Consider the following 26,120-nt stretch of genomic DNA (forward strand, 5'->3'; position numbering starts at 1 on the left):
TCACCCCGCCGTCCTCCTGATCCGCCGCTCCCACGTCCGGTGGAAGACGACCTCGTCGCCATGGCGGCAGATCACCTCGTCGGAGGTGAGGAAGTCCGCCGCGTCGCAGGTGATCTCCGAGTGGGTCTCGACCGAGACGTCCCAGCCGAGTTCGGGGCGGTGCAGGCGGATCGTCCAGTCGGAGCGGGTGCGGGCGCTCAGGGGGTCGTGCTCGTGGATCGTGTACGTCTCCAGGGCGTCCTCGGTGAACTCCAGGCCGTCGGGGTATACGCGCGTGCCGCCGTAGCGCGGGTCGACCTCCAGGCGCCACTCGCCCTTGGCGACATCGCGTACGACCAGACGTTCGGGGCGCTCCTCGTCGAGGGTCGCCGGGGATGCCGCGCCGAGTGGCTCGGACTGCTCCGGGGGCTCGAAGGTGATCGCCGGGTCCAAGTCGCCCGCCCGCACCGGAAGTTCCAGCGAGCTGCCGAGCGGCTCCAGGGTGAAGCCCGCCGTGTCGGCCTGCGGCCAGATCCACGGCCAGTACGCGGAGGAGATCGCGAGGCGGATGCGGTGGCCCGGCGGGAAGGTGTGCCCGATGCCGTTGAGCGGGAACGTCACGTCCTCGGTGGCGCCGAGCGGCCAGGCGTCCGCGCGGTCCCTGCCGTGCCGGGCGGAGAGGTTCAGCACGCCGCGCGTGACCAGCGTGGACGAGCCGTCGGGCGCGATGTCGCACAGGCGCGCGATGGCCTGGCCGTACGGCACGTCCATCCGCAGCCGCAGCGTCACCTTGGGGCGCCCGAGGATCCGTACCTCCGAAGGCACCTCGAACTCGAAGCACGCCGACTTCGCGTCCTCGTCCCGCTGGTCGGGCGGCAGGTCGGCGTCGTTGCCGAGCGGGAAGTAGCGGCCCGCGTCCAGGCCGGTGTGCTGCGGGGAGTTGACGAGCAGCGGGGTGCCCTGGAGGGCGTAGGTGGTCGGGGTGACGTTCGGGGACGGCCAGGCGGGGTCGCCGACCCAGCCGCCGCGCAGCTCGGGGTAGACCGTGGCCGGCGGGTGCGAGTCGCTGATCCAGGAGCGGAGCTTCGGCTCGGCCATGACACCGGTGTCGACGCCCTTGAGATGGTGGTCCCACCAGCGCAGCGTCTCCTGGAGGAAGCCGATCGCCGGGCCCGGCGGCAGGCCCCGGTCGGGGTACTGGTGCGACCACGGGCCGATCAGGCCCCGCACCTGTTCGTCGGGAAGGTGTTCGACCAGGCGCAGGACCGTGTCGCGGTACGGGTCGTGCCAGCCGCCCACCGCGAGCACCGCGGCGCCGATCGCCGAGTGGTCGGCGCAGACGCTGCCGTGCCGCCAGTAGTCGTCGCGGGTCTGGTGGTCCAGCCAGGTGTGGATGAGGGGCTCGACGGATCCCAGGCGCGTCAGCCACATCTCGCGCCACGCGTCGCCCACGAAGTACGGGTCCGGCGGGCGCGAGACGAAGGCGAGCATCGTCGCCGCCCACGCGTGCATGTCCACCGCGAGGACGGAACCACCCATGTAGTGCACGTCGTTGTCATAACGGTCGTCCGCCGAGCAGACCGTGACGACCGCCTTGAGCGGCTCGGGCGCGAGGGCCGCGATCTGGAGGGAGTTGAAGCCGCCCCAGGAGATGCCGAACATGCCGACCTTGCCGGTCGACCAGTCCTGCGCGGCCAGCCAGTTGACCACCTCGACGCCGTCGGCCAGCTCCTGCGCGGAGTACTCGTCCGTGGGCAGGCCCTCGCTGTTGCCGTGGCCGCGGATGTCGACGCGTACGGAGGCGTAGCCGTGGCCCGCGTACCAGGGGTGGCGCTGCCGGTCGCGGGGTGCCGTGCAGTCGCTGAGGCGGTAGGGGAGGTATTCGAGGAGCACGGGCACGGGCTCGTCGGTGACCGGACGCCATACGCGTGCGTAGAGCTTGGTGCCGTCGGCGAGGGGTACGCGGATGTCCTCGTGGGTCGTCTCGTACGGGAAGTCGGTCCGGATCTTCGGGTGCGTCGTCATGGGAGGGACCTCGGTGGACGGGGTGTGGGGTGCGGGTTCTGCGCACGGAGTGCGCTGGGCGGCTTCAGTGGACGGGGTGCATGGTGCGCCGCAGCCACGGCGCGAGCGCGATCACGGCGATGCCGGCGAGCACGGCGAGCCCGCCCATGGTCTGACTGGCGAAGGCCTGCGGGGCGAGGTCGGGCTTGAGCAGGCCGGTGCCCGCGCTGACCAGGCCGAGGCCCACCCACGTCATCGCCGCCGTCGGCACGGCCATCGCGTAGTGGCCGCAGGCGATGAGGACGCCGCCCCACAGCACCGCGCGGTACCGATCCGGCGGCGGACCCGGCGGCGGACCTGGCGGCGGACCTGGCGGCGGACCCGGGGGCGGACCCGGGGGCGGTTCCGTAGGCGGCTCGTACTCGGCGGTAGTACGGGACAAAGTGGTTGCTCCCGGTCTTTATGCACTTTCTGGTGCGGGTCGGTCCTATCAGTCGTATGGCCTGATCAAGAACATACCGGTGGTGATCGCGGGCTGCCCGGCCGCCTCTGCACGGGCAGGTGCTCGCTGTGATCGAAACGCGACCGGATACGCTGACTTGAGTGATGGCAGCGACACATCGACAAACCGTGTCATCGACCGAGATCCAATGATCGACCGAGTTCGCCATGTGATCGTCAGCAGACAGGAGAACCTCTCGTGACCGTCGTCGGGCCTTTTGGGCTGAGCGTGCGGGACCAGGCTCTCGAAGCCGATGTCCAGGCAGGGTTGGCGGCTGTCGAGGAGGGCCTGCTTGAGGCCACCAAGAGCGAGGTCCCGTTCATCACCGAGGCAGCCCAGCACCTCGTCCGGGCCGGAGGGAAGCGTTTCCGCCCGCTGCTCGTGATGCTCGCCTCCCAGTTCGGCGACCCCTACGCGCCGGGTGTCGTGCCTTCCGCCGTGGTCGTCGAGCTCACGCACCTCGCGACGCTCTACCACGACGACGTGATGGACGAGGCGGACGTGCGCCGCGGCGTCGCCAGCGCCAACCAGCGCTGGGGCAACTCCGTGGCCGTGCTGACCGGTGACTTCCTCTTCGCCCGCGCCTCGTACATCCTCGCCGACCTCGGCCCGGAGGCCGTCCGCATCCAGGCGGAGGCCTTCGAACGCCTGGTCACCGGCCAGATCCTGGAGACCGCGGGGCCCAGCGAGGGCCGTGACCCGGTCGACCACTACCTCGACGTGCTCGGCGGCAAGACCGGATCGCTGGTCGCCGTGGCATGCCGGTTCGGCGCGATGATGTCGGGCGCCGACGAGACCGTCGTCGACGTCCTCACGCAGTACGGCGAGCGGCTCGGCGTCGCCTTCCAGCTCGCCGACGACGTGCTCGACATCGCCTCCGACTCCCATGAGTCCGGCAAGACCCCGGGCACCGACCTGCGCGAGGGCATTCCGACGCTGCCGGTCCTGCGCCTGCGCGAACGCGTCGAGCGGCTCGGCCTGCCCGAGGACATCGCCCTGAGCGATCTGCTCGACTCCGACCTCACCGACGACGCCCGGCACGCCGAGGCGCTCGCCGGGCTGCGCGCCCACCCCGCGCTGGAGCAGGCCCGCCGCGACACGGTGCGCTACGCCGAGGAGGCGCGGGCCGCGCTGGCGCCGCTGCCGGAGTGCGACGCGAAGACCTCGCTGGTCGAGCTCTGCGATCTGGTGGTGCACCGGGCGGGCTGAGGGCCGGTACGCGGTACTCCGGTACGCGGTACTCATCATCGGCGGCGTCACCCCCTACGGGTCGGGGGAGGCGCCGCCGCTTTTTGTCATCCCGTGGCAGTACGTCGAGTTGCGCCCGGGGTCTGACGCTTCTGCGCGGCGGATTTGGTCGGATGGACCTCAGTAAGGACACCACCACTCCTGACCAATTCGGGTGAGAATGGCGGCGCGGAGTGGACGTAGGCACGTACAGGCACGTACAGGCACGTACAGGAGAGCCGCCGCCGACCACGGAGGTAGGGCACACAATGGCACCGTACGAACCGGAACAGGACACCAGCGAAGCCGGGGAACTGCGCGTCGGGCGCCGCAAGGCGGCCCGTTACGTCGTCCCGGTCGCGGTGGCGGGGGTGGCGGCGGCGACCATCGGGCTCGTCCCGGCGCTCGCCAGCTCGGGCGACCCGGATCTGCCGAAGGTCACCGCTCAGGAACTCATCGAGAAGATCGCCGCGTCGGACACGCAGCAGCTCTCCGGCAACGTGAAGATCAGCACGGATCTGGGCCTGCCGTCGATGGGCGGCATGGCGGGCGGCTTCGCCGGCGGTGGAGGCGGAGGCGGAGGCGGCGGTGGCGATGGCGCCGACCGCGGTGAAGGCGGCGGAGGCTCGGCCGCCGACCCCCAGAGCAAGCTGATGGAGCTGGCGTCCGGCACGCACACGCTGCGCGTCGCGGCCGACGGTCCCGACAAGCAGAAGGTGTCCATCCTGGAGGATGCCGCCGAGTACAGCCTGATCCACAATGGCGACGAGGTGTGGGCGTACGACAGCGCGTCGAACGAGGCGTACCACGCGAAGGGCTTCCAGGTCTCGGGGGACAAGGGTGAGGCGGAGCCGCCCAAGGGCGGGCCCGCGACACCCAAGGAGTTCGCCGAGCAGGCGCTGAAGGCCGTCGACGACACGACGTCCGTGAAGGTCGACGGGACCGCGCAGGTCGCGGGACGCGACGCGTACCGCCTGGTCGTCGAGCCGAAGCAGTCCGGTTCGACGGTCGGCCGGATCACGGTCGCCGTGGACGCGGAGACGGGTACGCCGCTCAAGTTCACGCTGACCCCGGCCTCCGGCGGCGCGGCGGTGATCGACACGGGCTTCACGAAGGTCGACTTCGGCAAGCCGTCCGCGAGCACGTTCGACTTCGCGCCGCCCAAGGGCGCGAAGGTCACCGAGGCCGACGAACACGCGCCGAAGGGCCGTGACTTCAAGGACCGTGACTTCAAGGACCGTGACTTCAAGGACAAGGCGAAGGACGGCAAGGAGTTCAGGGAAGAGGATATGAACGGCCTGAAGGTCATCGGCGAGGGCTGGACCTCCATCGCCGAGCTGCGGCTGCCGGGCGGCCAGGGCCTGCCGACGGCCGGTTCGGGCGACGTCCCGCCGGACGCGCAGAAGCTGCTCGACTCGCTGGGCGACCAGGTCAGCGGGAAGTTCGGCTCGGGCACGGTCTTCTCGACCCGCCTGATCAACGCCCTCGTCACCGATGACGGCAAGGTCTACGCGGGCGCGGTCACGAAGGACGCCCTGGTGAAGGCGGCGAACGCGGCGCACTAGGCGTGGGGCCCGAGCGGTGGGCCACGGTGGCGGCACCGTGGCCCGCGGCGAGGGGCCGTTCCGGCACCGCCGAACCGTGCGCGTGCCGAAGCCGGCCGGGCGACAGGAGGAGACGGTGCCGGGCACGATCGGGGGACCACCGCCGACGCCACGACAGGCGCCGGGGGACAGCGGGGAGCCGAGCGGGAGGGGGCGGTCGGGCAGGAGCGAGGAGGGGAAGGCGGGCGGGCGTGTGCGGTCGGGCGGGATCGGGGAAGGGCAGGTGCGCGGGCGTGTGCGGTCGGACGGTGACGCACCGTTCCCGTACGTGATCGAGACGCGCGGGCTCACCAAGCGCTACGGCCGGCATCTCGCCGTCAACCAGCTGGACCTGACCGTCCCCGAAGGCAGCGTCTTCGGGTTCCTCGGGCCGAACGGCTCGGGCAAGACGACCACCATCCGCATGCTGATGGGCCTCATCGAGCCGACCTCGGGCACCGCGCGCGTCCTCGGCAGCCCCATGCCGCGCGCCGCGCGCACCGTCCTGCCGCACGTGGGCGCGCTGATCGAGGGCCCCGCCCTCTACGGCTTCCTGTCGGGCCGCGACAACCTCCTGCGGTACGACTCCGCCGACCCGACCGCCGATCCCCGTACCCGGCGCAGCCGTGCCGAGGCCGCCCTGGACCGGGTGGGCCTGACCGCCGCCGCGGGCAAGAAGGCGAAGGCGTACTCGCTCGGCATGAAACAGCGGCTCGGCCTCGCGGCCGCGCTGCTCCAGCCGCGCAGGCTCCTGGTCCTGGACGAGCCGACGAACGGCCTCGACCCGCAGGGCATGCGGGAGATCCGCATCCTGGTGCGGGACCTGGCGGCGGAGGGGACGACCGTCTTCCTCTCCTCGCACCTCCTCGACGAGATCGAGCAGGTCTGCACCCACGCGGCCGTGATGAGCCGGGGCCGCCTGATCACCCAGGGCCCGGTCGCCGAGCTGGCGGCGGGCGCACGCGGCAGGCTGGTGGTGACGACACCGGACCCGGGCGAGGCGGCCCGCGTCCTGAAGGAGCGGGGCGTGGCGGATCTCGTGGTGACGGAGGACCGCGTGACGGGCGAGCCGCCGGGCAAGGACGCGTCCGGCCAGGACACGGAACTCGCCGATGTGAACGCCGCGCTGGTCGAAGCGGGCGTACGCGTCCGTGGCTTCGGCCTCGAACGGGCCTCACTGGAGGACGCGTTCGTGGCGCTGACGGGGGAGGGCTTCGATGTCGCGGGCTGAGCCGATGGACGTATCCAAGGCGGGCGTGGCCGGCGTGCCGAGAGAGCCGACGGAGCAGAGAGAGCCGAGGGAGCCGAGGCCCAGCTGGGCCCTCGGGCTCTTCCGTAGCGAGCTCGCGATCACCTTCCGCCGTTGGCGGACCCTCGCGCTGCTCGGCGTGCTCGCCGCCGTGCCGGTCCTCGTCGGCATCGCCGTCAGGATCGAGACGAGCGACGGCTCGGCGATCGGCGGGGGTGGCGGGGGCGGCGGCCCGGCGTTCATCGCGCAGATCACCAACAACGGCCTGTTCCTGGTCTTCACCGCGCTCGCCGCGACGCTGCCGTTCTTCCTGCCGATGGCGGTCGGCGTCGTCGCCGGTGACGCCATCGCGGGCGAGGCGAGCGCGGGCACGCTGCGCTATCTGCTGGTGGCGCCCGCCGGACGCACCCGCCTGCTCCTCGTGAAGTACGCGACCACGCTGACGTTCTGCCTGGTCGCGACCCTGGTCGTCGCCGCGTCCGCGCTCGCGACGGGCGCGCTGCTCTTTCCGCTCGGCGAGGTCACCACGATCTCCGGCACCCGCATCGGCTTCGGCGAGGGGCTGCTGCGGGCCCTGCTCATCGCGCTCGTCGTGGCCGCGTCACTGATCGGCGTCGCGGCGCTCGGACTGTTCGTCTCGACGCTCACCAGCAGCGGCATCGCGGCGATGGCGACGACCGTCGGCCTGTTGATCACCGTGCAGATCCTCGACCAGATCCCGCAACTGGACGCCCTCCATCCGTACTTCTTCTCCCACTACTGGCTGTCCTTCGCCGACCTGATGCGCGAGCCCGTCCACTGGGACGACCTCGTCAAGAACTTCCAGATGCAGGGGCTCTACGCCGCTGTCTTCGGCTCGGCGGCGTGGGCGCGGTTCGGGGCGAAGGACGTCATGGCGTAGCCCCAGGTGTTGTCGTACTCAGGCCTTGTCGTACTCAGGCCTTGTCGTACTCAGGACTTGGTGTCCTCAGGCCTTGTCGTACGGGTAGCGGGCGAGCGGCGGCTCCTGCGCGAAGAACGTCTTGGCGCGGGCCAGGGCCTCGGAGTCCTGAAGGACGTGGCCGGGCCGGGTGCCGTTGCCGAGCAGGACACCGCCGAAGCGCATCGGGAAGAAGGCGGCGGTGTGGTTCAACGTACCTATCAGCGGCTCCGCCACCTCCTCCTCGCGGTGCGCGAGCGCCGTCACGCCCCAGAGCGTGCGGCCCTTGAGGCTGTCCTTGAAGGCGATCTCCGGCACCTCCAGCCACGCGTCCCAGTAGTCGAGGTACCGCTTGACGGTGGCCGACACCGAGTACCAGTACAGCGGCGACACGATGACGATGTCCGTGGCGTCGAGGGTGGCGTCCAGCAGCAGCGCCTCGTCGTCGCCCTCGGGGCGCGGGCGGGCGCGGGGCCGGGTGTCGTCGTGACGCAGGTCCTGGAAGTCGGGCAGCGGATGGTCGGCGAGGTGGATCCAGCGCTGCTCGACGTCCGGAGGCAACTGCTCGGCGGCCTTGCGGGCCAGGAGCTCGGTGTTGCCCTCGGGGCGGGCGCTGCCGACGACGAAGAGGAACTTGCGGGTCATAAGAGTCTCCCCCTGGAGGTGGCCCGGTGTGCGTGAGTGCGTCGGGCGTGCCGGGCCGATCGCTGCGGCGATTGCTTGCGCGTGCACTATATGCATGCGCAAGCAACTTCGTCCAGGGTTCCGTCGGGTTCAGGGGTCGTCCTGGCTGCCCGGACCCGGACCCGGACCCCGACCCGGACCCGAACCCGGACCCCGACCCGAACCCGGACCCCGACCCGGGCCCGGACCAGCCGCCTGCCTCAGGGGTGTACGTGGATGACCCACCCGCGCATATACGTGCCGGGGACCGTATGGCGGGGCCAGTCGCGGGCCCACTCCGGGGGCGCGGCCCCGCGCATCACCAGAGCGGTGGGGCGGCGCGGATCGTCGAGTCCGTCGCCGGGCGCGCATCCCGCGGTGTGGGCGAGGGGGATGACGGAGGTGTTGCCGTTCAGGAGGCAGGGGGCGCCGGTGCCGGGGCTCGTGCCGTTGCCGACGCCATGCCGCTCCAGGGTCTCCGCGACCCGCGCCCAGTCGCGGCGGGCGTCCCCCTGGATCTTGGCGTTGCCATGGGCGAGGGCCGCCTGGACGGCGAGATGGCCGCCGAGTACGAGGGCGGGCACGGCGACGCCGATCCACCGGGGCCGGACCGCGCGCGCGAGGCGGAGCAGGGTGAGGAGTCCGATGGCCGCGGTGGGGGCGAACAGGGCGTGGGTCGGGAGCAGGAAACGCGGGGTCGCGTAGGGGACGAGCACGAAGTACGGGAGGGCGATAGCCAGGCCCGTGACGAGGGCGAGGAGGGCGTCGCGAAAGGGGTCCGCCGGGGCTGTGGCGGACGGGGTCGGCGTGGCGGGCCCCGCCTGTCGTGGGGTGGGCCGGGAGCCCGCGCGGCGCAGGGTCCACAGGCCGGCCGCCACCAGGAGTGTCAGCAGCACCCACCACTCCGCCGCCACGGGCCGGACGCTGTCGTGGTCACAGGGGCGGCAGAGCAGCGGCCCGTCGATGACCGTGAGGTGGTGGACGAACGAGAGCAGCGGACGCAGGTCGCCCTGCACCTCGCTCGCCTCCGTCAGCCGTTCACGGACCCCACCGAAACGGATGTACGCCTCCACGGCCCAGGGCAGCGCGCCCGCCCCGAGCCCGGCGAGCACCGCGAGGACGCGGCTACGTCCGCGCCAGGCAGGAATCAGCAGGGCGGCGACGAGGAGGGGCAGCCCTATGGCGAAGCCGTCGTTGGGCCGCATCAGGGTGGCGAGGGCGATACCGGTCGCGACGCCGGTGCAGGTCAGGAGGGACTGCCGTGGCCACAGGAAGAGTCCGACCGCGCCGACGGCGCCCATGGCCGTGTAGTGGTTGGGCATGGCCTCGTTCGCGTAGAAGAGCGCGATCCACAGACTGCCGTACAGCGCGGCGGCGACGGGCGCGGCCCAGGGCCGGTGGGCCGCGCGCAGCCAGGGGCGGAACCCCAGATAGAGGGCGGCGGTCGCCAGCAGCGTCAGCCACACCCTGAGGAGCACGGTGGAACCGCTCCACGTGGCCACGGGCGCGATGAGGAACGGCACGCCGCGCGTGCGGGGGGCGCTGTACGGCGTGGCGGGAGCGTAGGGCGAGTACCGGCTGGCGTAGACGAGCTCGTCCCAGCCGAGGGGCAGTGTGAGCGGAACGAGGACGCACGACAGCAGGGCGAAGGCGCAGCAGACGGCGAGGAGGAGGCGGTGGGCGAGGCGCTCGGGGCGGGGCTCTGTGCCTGCGCGGGCGGAGGCTGCGCCGGGCAAGGACCCGGAGGCGTCGTCCGGCTGGGGGTCTGCCGGGGTTGTGGCGGGTAGTTCTGCGGGCTGGGGGTCTGCCGGGGTTGTGGCGGGTAGTTCTGCGGGCTGGGGGTCTGCCGGGGTTGTGGCGGGTAGTTCTGCGGGCTGGGGGTCTGCCGGGGTTGTGGCGGGCAGTTCCGCGGGCCGGGGGTCTGGCGAGGCTGTGGCGGGCAGTTCCGCGGGCTGGTGGTTTACCGGAGCTGTGTCGGGTGGATCTGCGGGCTGGTGGTCTACCGGGGCTGTGGCGGGCGGATCCGCGGAGGCTTTGCCGGGCGCGGAGCTTGCGGGTGGCGCCGGGCTGTCGGCGTTCGTGGCGGCTCGGCGGCGTGCGACCCCTCGCTCGCTCACCGTGTCTTCGCCGCCGCGATCAGCCCTTCCGCCGGCAGGTCCCCGGACTCCGTATGCCTTGGTCTCGCGCATGCGGAGCCCGGGGGCCGGGCGCACCGGCGGCAGGCAGGGCAGGCCGCGCGCGCGGTGAGGCGGGGGAGCCTGGCCGGGGTCCTGCTGGACGGGGCCGTACCGGACAGGGTCAGACCGGAAAGGGCCATGAGGGACGGCCTCCTCGACGCTGGCAGGTGGGGCTGGCTCGGCAGTGCCGTCCCCTGTGGCCCGAGGGGCCAGGGGGACGTCACGGCCAGCTTGCCACCGCCGGGCCGCCGCCCCTAGTGGACACAGAACTCGTTCCCCTCCGGGTCGCTCATGATCACCCACTCGCCACCCGGTTCCTTGACGTGCCGGGTCACGGACGCGCCCAGCGCCTCCAGACGGGTGACCTCCTCGTCGCGGCGCCCGGCCGCGGAGTGCACATCGAGATGCAGCCGGTTCTTGCCGGTCTTGGCCTCGGGGACGCGCTGGAAGAGGATCCGGCGGCCCAGCCCCACGCCGGTCTCCTGCTCGTACGGGTCGTCGGGGTGCCGCACGGCGATGAGGTCGCGCCAGGCGCGGCGGCCGCGGAACTCGACGGTCGCCTCCTCCGGTGCCGCGCCGAGTCCGAGGAGGCGGTCGATCAGCGCGCTGTTGTCCTCGACCTCGTATCCCAGCGTCTCGCCCCAGAACGTGGCTTGCGCATGCGGGTCCGTGGCGTCGATGACGAGCTTCCAGTGCAGAGTGGTCATGTAACCAGTTATATCGGTTACGAGGCGTGGAGGTGCCGTTTTCCGCGCTCTCACGCGAACTCGGTTCACCTAGGGGGAGGTTGAGGGTCGGATCGGGGTGTTCCCGGATCGCGGGGAGGCGCCCGGGGCGTCACGCTGGAGGGGTCGTAGAGGACGTGGCTCTTCCAGGCGGCGCTGCTCGTGGACATCCCTGGTCGGCCAGATGTCCAAGTTCACGATGGACCAGTTCGCCGCGGTCATCGAGCTGGGCATCGATCTGGGGCTGCTCTGGGTGGTCTCCACGTTCCTCGCGGCACAGCCCGCAGTTCAGCGCGCCGCTCAGCCCGCCGCCCAGGCCAAGGTTCAGCGCGCTGCTCAGCCCGCCGCCCGGGCCAAGGTTCAGCGCGCCGCTCAGCCCACCGCGCGAAGCCCCGCGCCGGAGGCCGTGCTGCCCGTGGTCAGCGAGGCGCGGTAGGCGCTCGGCGCGATGCCCCGGATCCGCTTGAAGGCGTCGCTGAAGCCGAACCCGTCGGCGTAGCCCACCTGCCCGGCCACGGAGGCGACCGTCGCGCCGGGCTCGGCGAGCAGCTCGGCGGCGAGCGTCATGCGCCACTCGGTGAGGTACGCCATCGGGGGCCTGCCGACCAGGTCGGTGAAGTTCCTGGCGAACACCGCGCGCGAGACCTGGGCGCGCGCGGCGAGCGCCGCCACCGTCCAGGGGCGCGTGGGTTCGTCGTGCATGGCGTGCAGGGCGGGGCCGACGATGTCGTCGCCGAGTGCGCGGTACCAGGCGGGAGGGCAGGCTTCGGGCAGGTCGAACCACTCGCGCAGGGTGCAGGCCAGCATCCAGTCGAGCATCCGGTCCATCACGTACTGGCGTCCGGGACGGTCGACGGCGATCTCGGCGGCGATGAGTTCCACGATGGGCATGCACTCCTCGCCGGAGGGGACGGCGAGCAGGGGTGGGAGCGTGCTGGTCAGACGCCGACCGACGGCGCTGTCCAACTGGTAGGAGCCGCTGACCAGTTCGCATTCGGCGCCGACGGCGGCCAGGGTGAACGGCGCCTTCGTGCACACGATCGCGGCGCCGCCCTCACGGAGGGTCCGTGGCTCGCCCGACGCCACACAGACGCGGGCCGAACCGCGTACCACCGTGATCAGTTCGAGCGCCGCCCTCTCGGTGCAGTTCGTCTCCCACGGGCGCGTCAGCACCGTCCGGTTGAACAGCGCGCCGTCCGCACGCACCCCTCGCAGCAGATCCCCCAGAGCGTCCATGCCCCCACGGTAGACGGACGTCCATCCCTTCGAGACGGATACCCATGCCCCCTGACGCGCCAAGGAAGTTGGCCGAACACATGACCAACAACCAGCGGAAGAACCAGCAGACCGAGCAGATCCGCCGGGCCCACCAGGCCTCGCGGCTCTCCACCGCGTGGAACCAGACGTCCGACGGGGGCGGGGGCGGGGGCGGTGGCGCCCCCATCCTCGTCCTCGGTGCCACCGGCAAGACCGGCAGCCGCGTCGTCACCCGGCTCCGCGCGGCCGGCGCACCGTGCGGGCCGCCTCCCGGACGGCGGAGACACCGTTCGACTGGACCGACCGCGTCACCTGGGGCCCCGCCCTGGAGGGTGTGGGCGCGCTCTATCTGGTCGGGCCGCCCGACCCCGAGCCGATCGCCGACTTCGTCGCGCAGGCGCGGGCGGCGGGCGTGCGCCGCTTCGTGGTCCTGTCCGGCAGGGGCATCGAAATCTACGGCGACTCCTTCGGACCGTCCATGGCGGAGGCCGAGCGCGTGGTCCGTGAGGCGGGCGTGGACTGGACGGTGATCCGTCCGAACAACTTCTCGCAGAACTTCGACGAGGACGTCTTCCGCGGGCCCCTGCTCGAAGGGCGCCTGACACTGCCCGTCGGCGACGTGCCGGAGCCGTTCATCGACGTCGAGGACATCGCGGAGGTGGCCGCCGTCCTGCTCACCGAGGACGGCCACTCGGGTCGTACGTACGAACTGTCGGGCCCCGCTCGCTGACGTTCGCCGAGGCGGTGGCGGAGATCGCGAAGGCGTCGGGGCGGCCGATGCGGTTCGAGGACGTCACGGAGGAGGCGTATGTCGCCGAGCTGGTCGGCGAGGGCGTGCCCGAGGAGGCCGCCCGCTCGCTGGCGGCCGTGCTCGCTTTCCTCGCCGGGGGCCACAACTCCGCGCCGGTGTCCGGCGTCCGCAAGGTCCTCGGCGGGGAGGCCCGCGACTTCACCGAGTACGCGAAGAGGGCCGCGGAGTCGGGCGCCTGGGGATAAGCCTTCGGACAGGCCCTTGGGACAAGCCCTTTGGAAAAGCCTCGGGACAGGTCCGGGGAGAGCACGGGGAAGAGGGAGGGACTGGCACGGTCGTCAGGCCGCGGGCTCCCGTTCGCCCTGGACGGCGGGCCGGGTGGCCGTCGCGGCCCGGCGGGCGGCGGCCAGCCGGACGGCGTTGCGGCGGGCCGTCCGCAGCGCGTCCCACGTCAGCAACGAGAGCGCCAGCCACACGAGCCCGAAGCCGGCCCACCGCTCGGGCGGCATCGCCTCGTGGAAGTACAGGATGCCGAGGAGGAACTGGAAGACGGGCGCGAGGTACTGAAGCAGCCCCAGCGTGGAGAGCGGCACCCGGATCGCCGCCGCCCCGAAGCAGACCAGCGGAGCGGCGGTCACCACACCGGTGGCGGCCAGCAGCGCCGAGTGACCGAGGCCCTCCGTGCCGAACGTGGCCTCGCCCTGCGCGCCGAGCCACACCAGATAGCCGACGGCGGGCAGGAACTGCACGGCGGTCTCGGCGGTGAGCGATTCCAGGCCGCTCAGGTTCACCTTCTTCTTCACCAGGCCGTACGTGGCGAAGGAGAAGGCGAGACAGAGCGAGATCCACGGCGGCCGCCCGTAGCCGAAGGCCAGGACGAGGACCGCCGAGAGCCCGACGGCGACCGCCGCCCACTGGACGGGCCGCAGCCGTTCGCCGAGCAGCAGGACGCCCATCGCGATGGTGACCAGGGGGTTGATGAAGTACCCGAGGGAGGCTTCGACGACGTGGCCGGTGTTCACGGACCAGATGTAGACGCCCCAGTTGACGGTGATGACGGCCGCCGCTATCGCCACCAGACCCAGCCTGCGCGGCTGGCGGATCAGCTCGCGCGCCCAACCCCAGCGTCGTACGAAGAGCAGCGCGACGCCCACGAAGACCAGGGACCACGCCATGCGGTGCGCGAGGATCTCGGCTGCCCCGGACGGCTTGAGGAGCGGCCAGAACAGGGGGACGAGCCCCCACATCCCGTAGGCCGCGAAGCCGTTCAGCAGCCCGATGCGCTGCTCGCTCCTCGACTGCCCGGCTGCTCCGCTGTCCACGGCCCCTCCTTCGTGCGCGGCAGTCCGACGCTGCCAGACCGAAGGTAGCGCCGAGAGCCCTCACCTGTCATGCCCGTATGCCGGGAACACTCATGACAGCGCCCTCCGTCCGCCGCGCCCTGATCCGGGCCAAGGCGACGGGGCCCGGTCCTGAGAGGTTCAGGACCGGGCCCCGGAGGAAGGAAGACGGCGGCCGGGCTAGCCGACGACCGTCCACGTGTCGCCGCCCGCGAGCAGGGCGGCGAGGTCGCCCTTGCCGTCTCTCTCGATGGCGGTGTCGAGCTGGTCGGCCATGAGCGTGTCGTAGACCGGTCGCTCGACGTCGCGGAAGACGCCGATCGGCGTGTGGTGCAGGGTGTCCGGGTCGGCGAGCCGGGAGAGGGCGAACGCGGTCGTCGCGGAGGCGGAGTGCGCGTCGTGGACGAGGATGTCGCGCTCGTTCTCCGGGGTGACGGCGACGACCTTCAGGTCACCGGTCACCGCGTCGCGGACGACGCCCTTCGACTGGTCGGCGCCGAAGCGGATCGGCTGCCCGTGCTCCAGGCGGATCACCGCCTCCTCGGCCTGCTGCTTGTCCTTGAGGACCTCGAAGGCGCCGTCGTTGAAGATATTGCAGTTCTGGTAGATCTCCACCAGCGCCGTGCCGGGGTGCTCGGCGGCTTCGCGCAGCACCGACGTGAGGTGCTTGCGGTCGGAGTCCACCGTCCGCGCCACGAAGGACGCCTCCGCGCCGATCGCCAGCGAGACCGGGTTGAAGGGCGCGTCGAGCGAGCCCATCGGCGTCGACTTGGTGACCTTGCCGACTTCCGAGGTGGGGCTGTACTGCCCCTTGGTCAGGCCGTAGATCCGGTTGTTGAAGAGCAGGATCTTCAGGTTCACGTTGCGGCGCAGGGCGTGGATGAGGTGGTTGCCGCCGATGGACAGCGCGTCGCCGTCACCGGTGACCACCCACACGCTCAGGTCGCGCCGCGAGGAGGCGAGACCGGTGGCGATGGCGGGGGCACGGCCGTGGATGGAGTGCATCCCGTACGTGTTCATGTAGTACGGGAAGCGGGAGGAGCAGCCGATGCCGGAGACGAAGACGATGTTCTCCTTCGCCAGGCCCAGCTCCGGCATGAAGCCCTGCACGGCGGCCAGCACGGCGTAGTCGCCGCAGCCCGGGCACCAGCGCACCTCCTGGTCGGACTTGAAGTCCTTCATGGACTGCTTGGCCTCGGCCTTGGGCACCAGCTTCAGCGGTCCGCTGCCGACGTCAGTCATCGATGGCCTCCTTGAGAGCCGTGGCGAGCTGCTCGGCCTTGAACGGCATTCCATTGACCTGGTTGTACGAGACCGCGTCCACCAGGTACTTCGCCCTGACGAGGGTGGCGAGCTGACCGAGGTTCATCTCGGGGATCACCACCTTGTCGTAACGCCCGAGCACCTCGCCCAGGTTCCGCGGGAACGGGTTCAGGTGGCGCAGATGGGCCTGCGCGATGGGGACACCGGCCGCGCGCAGCCGGCGGACGGCCGCGGTGATCGGCCCGTATGTCGAGCCCCAGCCGAGCACCAGCGTGTCGGCCTCGCCGCTCGGGTCGTCGACGTCCAGGTCCGGTACGTCGATGCCGTCGACCTTGGCCTGGCGGGTGCGGACCATGAAGTCGTGGTTGGCCGGGTCGTAGGAGATGTTGCCCGTGCCGTCCTGCTTCTCGATGCCGCCGATCCGGTGTTCGAGGCCGGGCGTGCCGGGGATCGCCCAGGGGCGGGCCAGGGTCTGCGGGTCGCGCTTGTAGGGCCAGAACACCTCGGTGCCGTCGTCCTCGGTGTGATTGGTCCCTGAGGCGAACTGCACGCGCAGGTCCGGCAGTTCGTCCACGTCCGGGATGCGCCACGGCTCGCTGCCGTTGGCGAGGTAGCCGTCGCTCAGCAGGAAGACCGGCGTGCGGTAGGTGACCGCGATCCGGGCCGCCTCCAGGGCGGCGTCGAAGCAGTCCGCCGGGGTCCTGGGCGCCACGATCGGCACGGGTGCCTCGCCGTTGCGGCCGTACATCGCCTGGAGCAGGTCGGCCTGCTCGGTCTTGGTCGGCAGGCCGGTGGAGGGCCCGCCGCGCTGGATGTCCACGATCAGCAGCGGCAGTTCGAGCGAGACGGCGAGCCCGATGGTCTCCGACTTCAGCGCCACGCCGGGCCCAGAAGTCGTCGTCACCGCCAGCGAGCCGCCGAACGCCGCGCCGAGCGCCGCGCCGATGCCCGCGATCTCGTCCTCCGCCTGGAAGGTGCGTACGCCGAAGTTCTTGTGCTTGGACAGCTCGTGGAGGATGTCCGAGGCCGGCGTGATGGGGTACGAGCCGAGGTACAGCGGCAGATCCGCCTGCCGGCCCGCCGCGATCAGGCCGTACGAGAGGGCCAGGTTCCCCGAGATGTTGCGGTACGTGCCGGTGGGGAAGGCCGTGGCGGCCGGGGCGACTTCGTAGGAGACCGCGAAGTCCTCGGTCGTCTCGCCGAAGTTCCAGCCAGCGTGGAAGGCGGCGATGTTCGCCTCGGCGATCTCGGGCTTCTTGGCGAACTTGGTCCGCAGGAACTTCTCGGTGCCCTCGGTCGGCCGGTGGTACATCCACGACAGCAGGCCCAGCGCGAACATGTTCTTGGACCGGCCCGCGTCCTTGCGCGAGAGGTCGAACTCCTTGAGCGCCTCCACCGTCAGCGTGGTCAGCGGCACCGGGTGCACGCTGTAGCCGTCCAGGGAGCCGTCCTCCAGCGGCGAGACGTCGTAACCGACCTTCTGCATCGCCCGCTTGGAGAACTCGTCCGTGTTGACGATGATCTCCGCGCCGCGCGGCACGTCGCCGATGTTCGCCTTCAGGGCCGCCGGGTTCATCGCCACCAGGACGTTCGGGGCGTCCCCGGGGGTCAGGATGTCGTGGTCGGCGAAGTGCAGCTGGAAGGAGGAGACGCCCGGCAGGGTCCCGGCGGGAGCCCTGATCTCGGCCGGGAAGTTCGGCAGCGTCGACAGGTCGTTGCCGAAGGACGCGGTCTCCGAAGTGAAGCGGTCACCCGTGAGCTGCATACCGTCACCGGAGTCACCCGCGAAACGGATGATCACCCGGTCCAGGCGCCGTACGTCCTTCTCACCCGCGCGCTTGCGTTGCTCTCCGACGAGTGCCCCGTCGGCCTGCTCGGCTTCGCTACTGACCTGGCTGGTCACTGAACTGGACCTCCCTCAAGGCGGCTGAGGGCAATCGCCGGGACGCCCGGCGCTCCCAAGGCCCACCCTACGTCTGTAAGGGTCGCCTTCCTGGGGTAGCTCGTATTTTGGACGCTGTTTTGAGACGCCCTGTTGTCCTGGTTCGCCATGATTCGCCTATTCCCCCGGCCCCTGGTAGATGACGCTCCCCGTTCATCCTTTGGTTCAGGACATCCTTTGGTTCTAGGACTCGACTCTTACGGCTTGTCCCTGACCGGACCCTGACCCGGCCCTGACGCGCCCCACTCGTTTCCGACTCGTACGGCTCCGACTCGTACGGCTCCGACTCGTACGGCTCCGACTCGTACGGCGCGTCCCGGCCCGGTCATGAATTGAGGTACTCGGTCATGAATTGAGGTAGGTGAGGACGGCGAGCACCCTGCGGTGATCTCCGTCACTGGGAGACAGGCCGAGCTTCAGGAAGATGTTGCTCACGTGCTTCTCGACGGCGCCGTCGCTCACCACGAGCTGCCGGGCGATCGCCGAGTTCGTCCGCCCCTCCGCCATCAGGCCCAGTACCTCGCGCTCACGCGGTGTGAGCCCCGTCAGGACGTCCTGCTTGCGGCTGCGGCCGAGCAGCTGCGCCACGACCTCCGGGTCGAGCGCCGTGCCCCCCTCGGCCACCCGCACCACCGCGTCCACGAACTCGCGCACCTCCGCGACCCGGTCCTTCAGCAGGTACCCCACGCCCCGGCTCGACCCGGCGAGCAGCTCGGTGGCGTACTGCTCCTCGACGTACTGCGAAAGCACAAGCACCCCGAGTCCCGGGTGCCGCTGACGCAGCTGCACCGCGGCCCGCACCCCCTCGTCGGTGTGCGTCGGCGGCATCCGCACATCGGCGACGACCACGTCCGGCAGGGCGTCCTGCGCCGCGAGGTCGGTGATGGTCTTGATCAGCGCCTCGGCATCGCCCACACCGGCGACCACGTCGTGCCCGCGGTCGGTCAGCAACCGGGTCAGGCCCTCCCTGAGCAGCACTGAATCCTCGGCGATGACCACCCGCACTGTGTCCTCCACTGTTCTTGGCCCCCCGGCGCGCTCGGCCGACGTCACCGGCGTCGATCCGACATCGGTGACGTCGGCCGAGCGTCCGGCACCTCAGTATCGCGCGATCCGGGTCCGTCCACCGGTGCTGTCGCCAGACTCGTTCACCCGGCACCCGGCACCCGGCACCCGGCACCCGGCACCCGGCACCCGGCACCCGGCACCCGGCACCCGGCACCCGGCACCCGGCACCCGGCACCCGGCACCCGGCACCCGTCGCCGTCACCCCATCGCGCCGCCCCCGGTCCGGAGTACGGACCAGGGGCGGCGCGGGTGACTGAGTGACTGAGTGTCTGAGTGTCTGAGTGTCTGAGTGACTGACGTCTGAGTTGCCGTCACCTCACGCGTACCGCCAGGGCAGTTCCGCCGTGACCGTCGTCGGACCGCCCTGCGGCGAGTCGACCAGCAGGATTCCGTCGACCGCGTCCAGCCGCTCCGCGAGGCCCGCGAGGCCGGAGCCCGCCGTCACGTCGGCGCCGCCCGAGCCGTCGTCCGTGACCTGGAGCATCAGCCGGGCCTCGGACCGCCACACGTCCACCGAGGCCCGACTCGCCCGGCTGTGCTTGCTGATGTTCTGCAAGAGCTCGGAGACCGTGAAGTACGCGATGCCCTCGATGGCAGCGGCCGGACGGCTCGCCAGGTCCACCTCCACCTGGACCGGCACCGTGCAGCGCGCGGCCAGGGCGGAGAGCGCGGCGTTCAGGCCGCGGTCGGTGAGGATCGCCGGGTGGATGCCGCGGGCCAGATCGCGCAGCTCCTGGAGGGCGACCTTCACCTCGCCGTGCGCCTCGTCCACCATGCGGGCCGCGGCCTCCGGGTCCTCGGCCAGCTTCTCCTTGGCGAGGCCGAGGTCCATGGCGAGGGCGACCAGGCGGGCCTGCGCGCCGTCGTGCAGATCGCGCTCGATGCGGCGCAGGTCGGCGGCGGCGGTGTCCACGACCACGCCCCGGTCCGACTCCAGCTCCTCGACGCGCGTCGCGAGCCGCGAGGGGCCGAGCAGCCCGTGCACCATCAGCCGGTCCACGGTCGTCAGGGCCCGCAGGATCCACGGCGTGGCCAGCGTGATCAGCAGCCCGGTCGCCGCCGTGACGCCGATCTCGAAGGGGTTGTCGAGGTAGACGCCGTGGCCGTCGCCGCCGTAGAGCTGGATGCCGTCCTGGCCGCCGTACAGCGGGAAGAGCCAGAACCACAGCGGGTACGTGAGCATCATCCAGCCGTACGACCAGAAGGCCGCCGCCACGATGAACGAGAACATCGACCACGGCATCAGCAGCAGGGAGTAGAGCAGGTGCCGCCAGGACGCGCCGCTCTTGAGGACGGACCCGATGAGCGCCATCGCGCCGCCGCCCTTGGGGCGCAGCGGCTCCGGGGGAGCGACGTCCAGGCCGAGCAGGCTGCGGGCCCGCGTCCGCTCCAGGGCGCCGATGCCGCGGCAGCCGGCCAGGGCGCCGGCGAGGACCGGGACGCCGATGAAGGTGACCAGCAGCCCCACGCCGAGCGAGAACATCGTGACCGCGAAGACGAAGGACACGATGCCGATGGGCAGACTCAGCAGGGTGTAGCCGAGCTCCTGCCAGGTGCGGGCCTCGATCGGGGCGCGCAGCCCCGCGGGGAGGCGGTGGCGCCGCTCCGCGACGTCGGCTGCCCGGAAGTCCGGCCGGTCCATGCGCGCGTACCCCTGTCCGTACTCCGTGGCCATCGCCGCCATCCGTTTCTGCTCAAGGTTGCCTAGGCTGCTCAAGGTCTGCCAAGTTCGCTTAAGGTCTGCCAAGTTCGCTCAAGGTCTTTCCGAGCTCAGCTGCCTGTTTCCCGTGCCTCCAGCCTCGCCGTCCGGCCGCCGCCGGGCCATGGAGCGCGTCGGCGTCTTAGGGCGGGGGTTTTCCCTACCCCCGGGCGGGGTCTCACGGTCGGCGCGCCCCGGAAGCGTGGTCCGCCGTGCGGTCACGCCACGGCAGCTCCGCCGTGATCGTGGTCGGCCCGCCCTGCGGCGAGTCGATCACGAAGAGGCCGTCGACCGCGCCGAGCCGGTCCGCAAGGCCCGCCATGCCGGTGCCGCCGTCCAGCCGGGCCCCGCCCCGCCCGTCGTCCCACACCTGGATGAGCAGCCGGTCCTCCGCGCGCCACACCTCGACGCTCGCGCTCCGCGCCCCGCTGTGCTTGCTGACGTTCTGCAGCAGCTCGGAGACCGTGAAGTACGCGATGCCCTCGATGGCCGCCGCCGGACGCGTCGGCAGGTCGGCGGTCACCTTCACCGGCACCGTGCAGCGCGACGCAACGGAGGACAGCGCGGCGTTCAGACCGCGGTCGGTGAGGACTGCCGGGTGGATGCCGCGGGCCAGGTCACGCAGCTCCTGAAGGGCCAGCTTCACCTCGCCGTGCGCCTCGTCCACCATCAGGGCCGCGGCGTCGGGGTCCTCCAGCAGCTTCTCCTTGGCCAGGCCGAGCCCCATCGCGAGGGCGACCAGGCGGGCCTGCGCGCCGTCGTGCAGATCGCGCTCGATGCGGCGCAGGTCGGCGGCGGCGGTGTCCACGACCACGCCCCGGTCGGACTCCAGTTCGGCGATGCGCCGCTCCAGCTCGTCGGAGGGGCAGAGCAGCCCGCGCACCATCGCCCGGTCGGCATTGGTCAGGCCACGGGCGATGAAGGGCAGCACCGGCCAGAGCACGAAGAGCCCGACGAGCGTCACGGTGAAGGTGACCACGCCCCACGGCAACCGGATGAACGCGTACAGCATCGTGCGCCACCCCACCGGGTCCTTCAGGGTCAACCAGAGCCGGCCGAAGAAGCCGCCTCCGTCGAGCACCCGCATCGGGCTCGGCTCCTCCACCCGCACGCCGAGCAGCTTCCTCGCCCGCGCCCGCTCGGCCTGGCCCAGCCGCCGCGCACCGAGCAGCCCCACCGCCAGCAGCGGCAGGCCGACGACCGTCACCGTCAGCCCGGCCCCCAGCGACAGCGTGAACACCGCGTAGACGAAGCCGGCGATGCCCATCGGCAGGTTCACCAGGAGGTGGGCGACCTCCTGCCAGGTGCGCGTTTCGTACGCGAAGCGCGCGGGCGGCAGCGGTTCGTCATCGTGCGGGAGTGTGGTGCCGGGTGCGGTCATACGCGACAGAGTGCCGGGCGCGCCGCCGTAACGCCATGAGGGCCCCCGCCAGGCCGGCCGGGGGATAACCCCACCTCGCCGTGACCGGCGGACACGCTCACCCTGACCGGCGGGCGACGCTCACCCTGACCGAAGTGTGACGCTCTGCTTACCTATCCTTTAGCAGGCCCTAGACTCCCGTGCGTACAGATCGTCGAACAGGATCAAGAACAGGATCAGGGCGGTCGGGGAGTGAGGGGCTGACGTGCACGTGACGAACGTCGCGGCGAGCTACTACCAGTCGTACTCCGTCGTGGGGCTGCTCGCGGTCGTCGGCGTGCTGTTCGTCGCCGTCGCCTTCGGCGCGGGACGGCTGCTGCGCCCGGTGGTGCCCACCCCTGAGAAACTCCTGACGTACGAGTGCGGCGTCGACCCCGTCGGCGAGGGCTGGGCCCACACCCAGGTCCGTTACTACGTCTACGCCTTCCTCTACGTGATCTTCGCCGTCGACTCGATCTTCCTCTTCCCCTGGGCGACGGTCTTCGCCGCGCACGGCTACGGCGCGACGACGCTCGTGGAGATGTTCATCTTCCTCGGCTTCCTCGCCGTGGGCCTGCTGTACGCATACAAGAAGGGCGTCCTCACATGGACGTGAGCCCCATGACCCCCGTGCCCCACGCTTCCGTGAACTCCGCTTCCGTGGACCCCGCTTCCGTGGACCCCGCTCCCATGGATCCCGCTCCCGTGGACCTTCCGGAGCCGAAGCGGCTGGGCGTGCTCTCCCGTCTGGCCCCCGAGCCGATGAAGGTGGTCCTCAACTGGGGCCGCCGCTACTCCCTGTGGGTCTTCAACTTCGGCCTCGCCTGCTGCGCGATCGAGTTCATCGCCGCCTCCATGGCGCGCCATGACTTCATCCGGCTCGGCGTCATCCCCTTCGCACCGGGGCCGCGCCAGGCCGACCTGATGGTCGTGTCCGGCACGGTCACCGACAAGATGGCGCCCGCCGTGAAGCGTCTGTACGAACAGATGCCCGAACCGAAGTACGTCATCTCCTTCGGCGCCTGCTCCAACTGCGGCGGCCCCTACTGGGACTCGTACTCCGTCACCAAGGGCGTCGATCAGATCATCCCGGTCGACGTGTACGTCCCCGGCTGCCCGCCCCGGCCCGAGGCGCTGCTCCAGGGCATTCTCAAGCTCCAGGAGAAGATCGCCCGCGAGTCGCTCGGCGAGCGGTACGGCAGCGGTACGCGACCTTCCGTAGCGGCGCTGCGCAGCGGCCTCGTCCAGGGACCCGCGGCCACGCCCGAAGCTCGGGAAGGTGACCGGTGACCGGCTGGCTGCCGAGCCCCGTCGAGGAGCTCTTCGGCGCGGAGGCGACGGCCGAGGAGTCGTACGACGTACTGACCGTCGACGTCCCCCCGGCTCAGTGGACGACCGCCCTGGAGACGGCCCGCACCACGCTCTCCTGCACCTACTTCGACTGGCTGAGCGCGGTCGACGAACCCGGCACGGGCTTCAGGATCTGCGCCCACGTGGTCGCACTCGCGCCCGTACGCCGCCTCCTCCTGCGTACGACGGTTCCGCACGACGCCCCAGTGCTCGCCTCCGCGGTCGACGTCTACGCGGGCGCCGCCTGGCATGAGCGCGAGACACACGAGATGTTCGGCGTGACGTTCGAGGGCCACCCCGGACTGACCCCGCTGCTGCTGCCCGAAACCTTTGAGGGCCACCCGCTGCGCAAGGACTTCGTGCTCGCGGCGCGTGTCGCGAAGGCCTGGCCGGGCGCCAAGGAGCCGGGGGAGTCCGAGCACGGCGGCCCCAAGCGCCGCCAGATGCTGCCGCCCGGCGTACCCGACCCCAACGAGTGGGGCCCCCTGAAGGGGCAGCTCCCGGCGGCCCCGGCCCGCCCAGCCCGAGGCGCGGGCCGCGCGGCGGGCGCGGCGGGCGCCGCCGGTCGAGCGGCAGCCGGTGAGCGTCCCGCGCGGCGAACCCGCTCGGCGAGCGAGGGCTCGGCGAGCCAGGCCGCCCCCCAGCCCCCGGAAGCCCCCAGCGGCCCCCCGCGCCGCTCCCGCAGCGTCAGCCAGGGCTCGGCTTCCCAGCGGGCGACGGCTACGGATCCGGAGCCGACGTCAGCTGAGGCGACCCCGAAGCCGAAGCCGAATGCGGCGGCCGCCGCGGAGCCTGAGGCCAAGCCGGAGGCGGCCCGCAAGACCGATCCCGAGAACGACGCTGCGGCCACGGCGAGCCCCGAGGCCAAGCGCCCCTCACCGCCACGCAACTCCGACGCCCCCTGGCACCACGCCCGCCCGACATTCGACACCCCGCCCCAGCCGACACCACGAACCGACCCCCCCGAGCCGAAGGCTGCCCAGCCGGAAGGGGAGCCGGTGAGCCCCGAGCCGAAGGCTGCCCAGCCGGAAGGGAAGCCGGTGAGCCCCGAGCCGAAGGCTGCCCAGCCGGAAGGGAAGCCGGTGAGCCCCGAGCCGGAGGCTGACCGGCCGGGAGTGGAGCCCGTGCAGCCGGGAGTGGAGTCCGCGCGTGTTGAGCCGGAGGCTGACCGGCCGGGAGTGGGGTCCTTGCAGTCGGGAGAGGAGTCCGCGCGTCCTGACCCGGAGGCTGTCCAGCCCGGAGCCGAGTTCACGCGGCCCGACGCTGAGGTCACACGTCCTGAGCCGAAGACCAACCAGCCGGAAGCGGCGCCCGCGCAGCCCGAGCCGCAGCCCGAGCCGAAGCCCGGCCCCACCCCGCGCCCCACTCCCCCCACCACCCCGCACCCCGATAACGACGACCGCACCGGAGGCACCGAGTGAACGACGCCCTCGACGTCGCCCTGCGCCTCGTCATCGTCTTCGCGGTGTTCCTGGTCCTGCCCCTCGTCATCGGTCAGACCGAACACAAGGTGATGGCCCACATGCAGGGCCGCCTCGGCCCCATGTACGCCGGCGGCTTCCACGGCTGGGCCCAACTCGTCGCCGACGGCGTCAAGTTCGCCCAGAAGGAAGACATCGTCCCGGCCGAGGCCGACCGCCGCGTCTTCCAGCTCGCCCCGGCCATCGCCCTGCTGCCCTACCTCCTCGTACTCGTCGCCATCCCGATCGGCCCCGGCGAGGGCGCGGTCGGCGAGGTCGTCGACGCGGGCGTCTTCTTCGTCCTCGCGATCATGGGCATCAGTGTGCTCGGCTCGCTCATGGCGGGCTGGGCCAGCGCCAACAAGTTCTCCCTCCTCGGCGGCCTGCGCACCGCCGCCCAGCTCCTCGCCTACGAACTGCCGATGCTGCTCGCCGCCGCCTCCGTCGCGATGGCCGCGGGCACGGTCTCCCTGCCCGGCATCGTCGACGCGTTCGAATGGTGGTGGCTGCCCTGGCAGATCGTCGGCGCCCTCGTGTTCTTCGTCGCCGGCCTCGCCGAACTCCAGCGCCCGCCCTTCGACATGCCGGTCGCCGACTCCGAGATCATCTTCGGTGCCTACACCGAGTACACGGGCCTGCGCTTCGCCCTCTTCCTCCTCGCTGAGTACGCCGGAATCGTCGTCCTGTGCGGCCTGACCACCGTCCTCTTCCTGGGAGGCTGGCACGGCCCATGGGGCGCTGACGGCCTGGGCTGGGTCTGGACCCTGCTCAAGACGGCCGTCCTCGCGTTCGTCGTGATCTGGCTCCGCGTGTCCTACCCCCGCCTCCGTGAGGACCAGCTCCAGAAGCTGGCCTGGACCACCCTCGTCCCCCTCGCCCTCGCGCAGATCGCGCTCACCGGAATCGTGAAGGTGGCGATCAACTGATGCCTCCGATCCCAGGGTCCGGCCTCGCCAAGGGCCTCGCCGTCACCCTCCGCACGATGACGAAGAAGACCGTCACCGAGCAATACCCCGACGCCCAGCCCGAACTGCCGCCCCGCACCCGTGGCGTCATCGGCCTGTTCGAGGAGAACTGCACGGTCTGCATGCTGTGCGCCCGCGAGTGCCCGGACTGGTGCATCTACATCGACTCCCACAAGGAGACGGTGCCGCCCGCCGCCCCCGGCGGCCGTGAGCGCAGCCGCAACGTGCTCGACCGCTTCGCCATCGACTTCTCCCTCTGCATGTACTGCGGCATCTGCATCGAGGTGTGCCCCTTCGACGCCCTCTTCTGGTCCCCGGAGTTCGAGTACGCCGAGACCGACATCCACGAACTCACCCACGAGCGCGACAAGCTCCGCGAGTGGATGTGGACGGTCCCGGCCCCGCCCGCCCTGGACCCCGGCGCCGAGGAGCCGAAGGAACTCGCCGCCGCCCGCAAGGCAGCGGAGAAGCTGGCCGCCGCCCAAGAACCCAAGCCCGACCCGCAGGCGCCCGCACCCGCCACCGGGCACCCCGAGCCCAAGCCCGACCCCGCACCCGCCACCGGGCACCCCGAGCCCAAGCCCGACCCGCAGGCGCC

Annotated in this window: 23 protein-coding genes and 1 pseudogene; 12 read left to right on the forward strand and 12 right to left on the reverse strand. The window is 71.5% G+C overall.

What is annotated here, in order from left to right:
* Positions 1–2,004, reverse strand: a complete 2,004-nt coding sequence (locus ACOBQB_RS31755; RefSeq protein ID WP_423596614.1) for a CocE/NonD family hydrolase — start codon at positions 2,002–2,004, stop codon at positions 1–3.
* Between the two features lie 64 nt (positions 2,005–2,068).
* A complete protein-coding gene (locus ACOBQB_RS31760; RefSeq protein ID WP_423599024.1) occupies positions 2,069–2,302 on the reverse strand; it encodes a hypothetical protein in 234 nt (77 codons plus the stop codon).
* Between the two features lie 381 nt (positions 2,303–2,683).
* Between ACOBQB_RS31760 and ACOBQB_RS31765 the strand changes: the two genes are divergently transcribed.
* The 4 genes from ACOBQB_RS31765 (at position 2,684) to ACOBQB_RS31780 (ending at position 7,445) form a co-directional block, all read left to right on the forward strand.
* Complete coding sequence (locus tag ACOBQB_RS31765; protein WP_423596616.1) at positions 2,684–3,694, forward strand: polyprenyl synthetase family protein; 1,011 nt, start codon at positions 2,684–2,686, stop codon at positions 3,692–3,694.
* Positions 3,695–3,981: 287 nt separating this feature from the next.
* Positions 3,982–5,277: a LolA family protein gene (locus ACOBQB_RS31770; RefSeq protein WP_423596618.1), complete on the forward strand. Its 1,296-nt coding sequence runs from the start codon at positions 3,982–3,984 to the stop codon at positions 5,275–5,277.
* Between the two features lie 247 nt (positions 5,278–5,524).
* On the forward strand, positions 5,525–6,526 hold the full coding sequence (locus ACOBQB_RS31775) for an ABC transporter ATP-binding protein (RefSeq protein WP_423598890.1): 1,002 nt from the start codon (positions 5,525–5,527) through the stop codon (positions 6,524–6,526).
* On the forward strand, positions 6,513–7,445 hold the full coding sequence (locus tag ACOBQB_RS31780) for an ABC transporter permease (RefSeq protein ID WP_423596620.1): 933 nt from the start codon (positions 6,513–6,515) through the stop codon (positions 7,443–7,445). Before ACOBQB_RS31775 ends, ACOBQB_RS31780 begins: the two co-directional genes overlap by 14 nt.
* Before the next feature lie 66 nt (positions 7,446–7,511).
* Here ACOBQB_RS31780 and ACOBQB_RS31785 read toward each other — a convergent pair whose 3' ends face one another.
* The 3 genes from ACOBQB_RS31785 to ACOBQB_RS31795 all read right to left on the reverse strand — a co-directional run bounded on the left by ACOBQB_RS31785 (position 7,512) and on the right by ACOBQB_RS31795 (position 11,010).
* Entirely contained in the window at positions 7,512–8,108 is a 597-nt protein-coding gene (locus tag ACOBQB_RS31785; protein ID WP_423596622.1) for a flavodoxin family protein, read from the reverse strand.
* A gap of 239 nt (positions 8,109–8,347) precedes the next feature.
* Positions 8,348–9,862 carry a hypothetical protein gene (locus ACOBQB_RS31790; RefSeq protein ID WP_423596624.1) on the reverse strand — a complete coding sequence of 505 codons (1,515 nt, stop codon included), beginning with the start codon at positions 9,860–9,862 and terminating at the stop codon, positions 8,348–8,350.
* A 695-nt stretch (positions 9,863–10,557) separates the two neighbouring features.
* The gene (locus ACOBQB_RS31795; protein ID WP_423596626.1) at positions 10,558–11,010 is read right to left on the reverse strand and encodes a VOC family protein; all 453 of its coding nucleotides are present in this window, start codon (positions 11,008–11,010) and stop codon (positions 10,558–10,560) included.
* Between the two features lie 202 nt (positions 11,011–11,212).
* Here ACOBQB_RS31795 and ACOBQB_RS31800 point away from each other — a divergent pair, with 202 nt between their 5' ends.
* Positions 11,213–11,464 carry a hypothetical protein gene (locus tag ACOBQB_RS31800; protein ID WP_423596628.1) on the forward strand — a complete coding sequence of 84 codons (252 nt, stop codon included), beginning with the start codon at positions 11,213–11,215 and terminating at the stop codon, positions 11,462–11,464.
* On the opposite strand, the gene ACOBQB_RS31805 is transcribed toward ACOBQB_RS31800, so the two are convergent.
* Complete coding sequence (locus ACOBQB_RS31805; RefSeq protein WP_423596629.1) at positions 11,401–12,264, reverse strand: AraC family transcriptional regulator; 864 nt, start codon at positions 12,262–12,264, stop codon at positions 11,401–11,403. The two genes, ACOBQB_RS31800 and ACOBQB_RS31805, sit on opposite strands and share 64 nt — an antisense overlap.
* A 277-nt stretch (positions 12,265–12,541) precedes the next feature.
* Between ACOBQB_RS31805 and ACOBQB_RS31810 the strand changes: the two genes are divergently transcribed.
* The gene (locus ACOBQB_RS31810; protein ID WP_423596631.1) at positions 12,542–13,015 is read left to right on the forward strand and encodes an SDR family oxidoreductase; all 474 of its coding nucleotides are present in this window, start codon (positions 12,542–12,544) and stop codon (positions 13,013–13,015) included.
* Between the two features lie 14 nt (positions 13,016–13,029).
* Positions 13,030–13,281, forward strand: coding sequence for a hypothetical protein (locus ACOBQB_RS31815; RefSeq protein ID WP_423596633.1), 252 nt, complete (start codon positions 13,030–13,032; stop codon positions 13,279–13,281).
* Between the two features lie 93 nt (positions 13,282–13,374).
* Here the strand turns inward: ACOBQB_RS31815 and rarD are convergent, their stop codons facing one another.
* The 6 genes from rarD to ACOBQB_RS31845 all read right to left on the reverse strand — a co-directional run bounded on the left by rarD (position 13,375) and on the right by ACOBQB_RS31845 (position 21,729).
* A complete protein-coding gene (gene rarD, locus ACOBQB_RS31820) occupies positions 13,375–14,358 on the reverse strand; it encodes an EamA family transporter RarD (protein WP_423596635.1) in 984 nt (327 codons plus the stop codon).
* Between the two features lie 198 nt (positions 14,359–14,556).
* On the reverse strand, positions 14,557–15,618 hold the full coding sequence (locus ACOBQB_RS31825; RefSeq protein WP_423596637.1) for a 2-oxoacid:ferredoxin oxidoreductase subunit beta: 1,062 nt from the start codon (positions 15,616–15,618) through the stop codon (positions 14,557–14,559).
* A complete protein-coding gene (locus ACOBQB_RS31830) occupies positions 15,611–17,542 on the reverse strand; it encodes a 2-oxoacid:acceptor oxidoreductase subunit alpha (protein ID WP_423596639.1) in 1,932 nt (643 codons plus the stop codon). Before ACOBQB_RS31830 ends, ACOBQB_RS31825 begins: the two co-directional genes overlap by 8 nt.
* A gap of 384 nt (positions 17,543–17,926) precedes the next feature.
* Positions 17,927–18,586: a LuxR C-terminal-related transcriptional regulator gene (locus ACOBQB_RS31835; protein WP_423598892.1), complete on the reverse strand. Its 660-nt coding sequence runs from the start codon at positions 18,584–18,586 to the stop codon at positions 17,927–17,929.
* Between the two features lie 379 nt (positions 18,587–18,965).
* Positions 18,966–20,324, reverse strand: a complete 1,359-nt coding sequence (locus ACOBQB_RS31840; protein ID WP_423596641.1) for a sensor histidine kinase — start codon at positions 20,322–20,324, stop codon at positions 18,966–18,968.
* A 202-nt stretch (positions 20,325–20,526) separates the two neighbouring features.
* On the reverse strand, positions 20,527–21,729 hold the full coding sequence (locus ACOBQB_RS31845) for a sensor histidine kinase (protein ID WP_423596643.1): 1,203 nt from the start codon (positions 21,727–21,729) through the stop codon (positions 20,527–20,529).
* Between the two features lie 244 nt (positions 21,730–21,973).
* On the opposite strand from ACOBQB_RS31845, the gene ACOBQB_RS31850 reads away from it, so the two are divergent.
* The 5 genes and pseudogenes from ACOBQB_RS31850 to ACOBQB_RS31870 all read left to right on the forward strand — a co-directional run.
* Positions 21,974–22,363, forward strand: a complete 390-nt coding sequence (locus ACOBQB_RS31850; protein ID WP_423596645.1) for an NADH-quinone oxidoreductase subunit A — start codon at positions 21,974–21,976, stop codon at positions 22,361–22,363.
* A 74-nt stretch (positions 22,364–22,437) separates the two neighbouring features.
* Positions 22,438–23,037, forward strand: coding sequence for an NADH-quinone oxidoreductase subunit B (locus ACOBQB_RS31855; RefSeq protein WP_423598894.1), 600 nt, complete (start codon positions 22,438–22,440; stop codon positions 23,035–23,037).
* On the forward strand, positions 23,034–24,518 hold the full coding sequence (locus ACOBQB_RS31860) for an NADH-quinone oxidoreductase subunit C (protein ID WP_423596647.1): 1,485 nt from the start codon (positions 23,034–23,036) through the stop codon (positions 24,516–24,518). Before ACOBQB_RS31855 ends, ACOBQB_RS31860 begins: the two co-directional genes overlap by 4 nt.
* Entirely contained in the window at positions 24,515–25,483 is a 969-nt protein-coding gene (locus tag ACOBQB_RS31865; protein WP_423596649.1) for a complex I subunit 1/NuoH family protein, read from the forward strand. The genes ACOBQB_RS31860 and ACOBQB_RS31865 overlap by 4 nt, the downstream gene beginning before the upstream one ends.
* Positions 25,483–26,011, forward strand: a pseudogene (locus ACOBQB_RS31870) (NuoI/complex I 23 kDa subunit family protein); the annotation flags it as partial. The gene ACOBQB_RS31865 and the pseudogene ACOBQB_RS31870, both read left to right, overlap by 1 nt.
* Positions 26,012–26,120: the final 109 nt, after the last annotated feature.

The sequence above is a fragment of the Streptomyces sp. G5(2025) genome, from assembly GCF_049542075.1.
Lineage (GTDB): Bacteria > Actinomycetota > Actinomycetes > Streptomycetales > Streptomycetaceae > Streptomyces.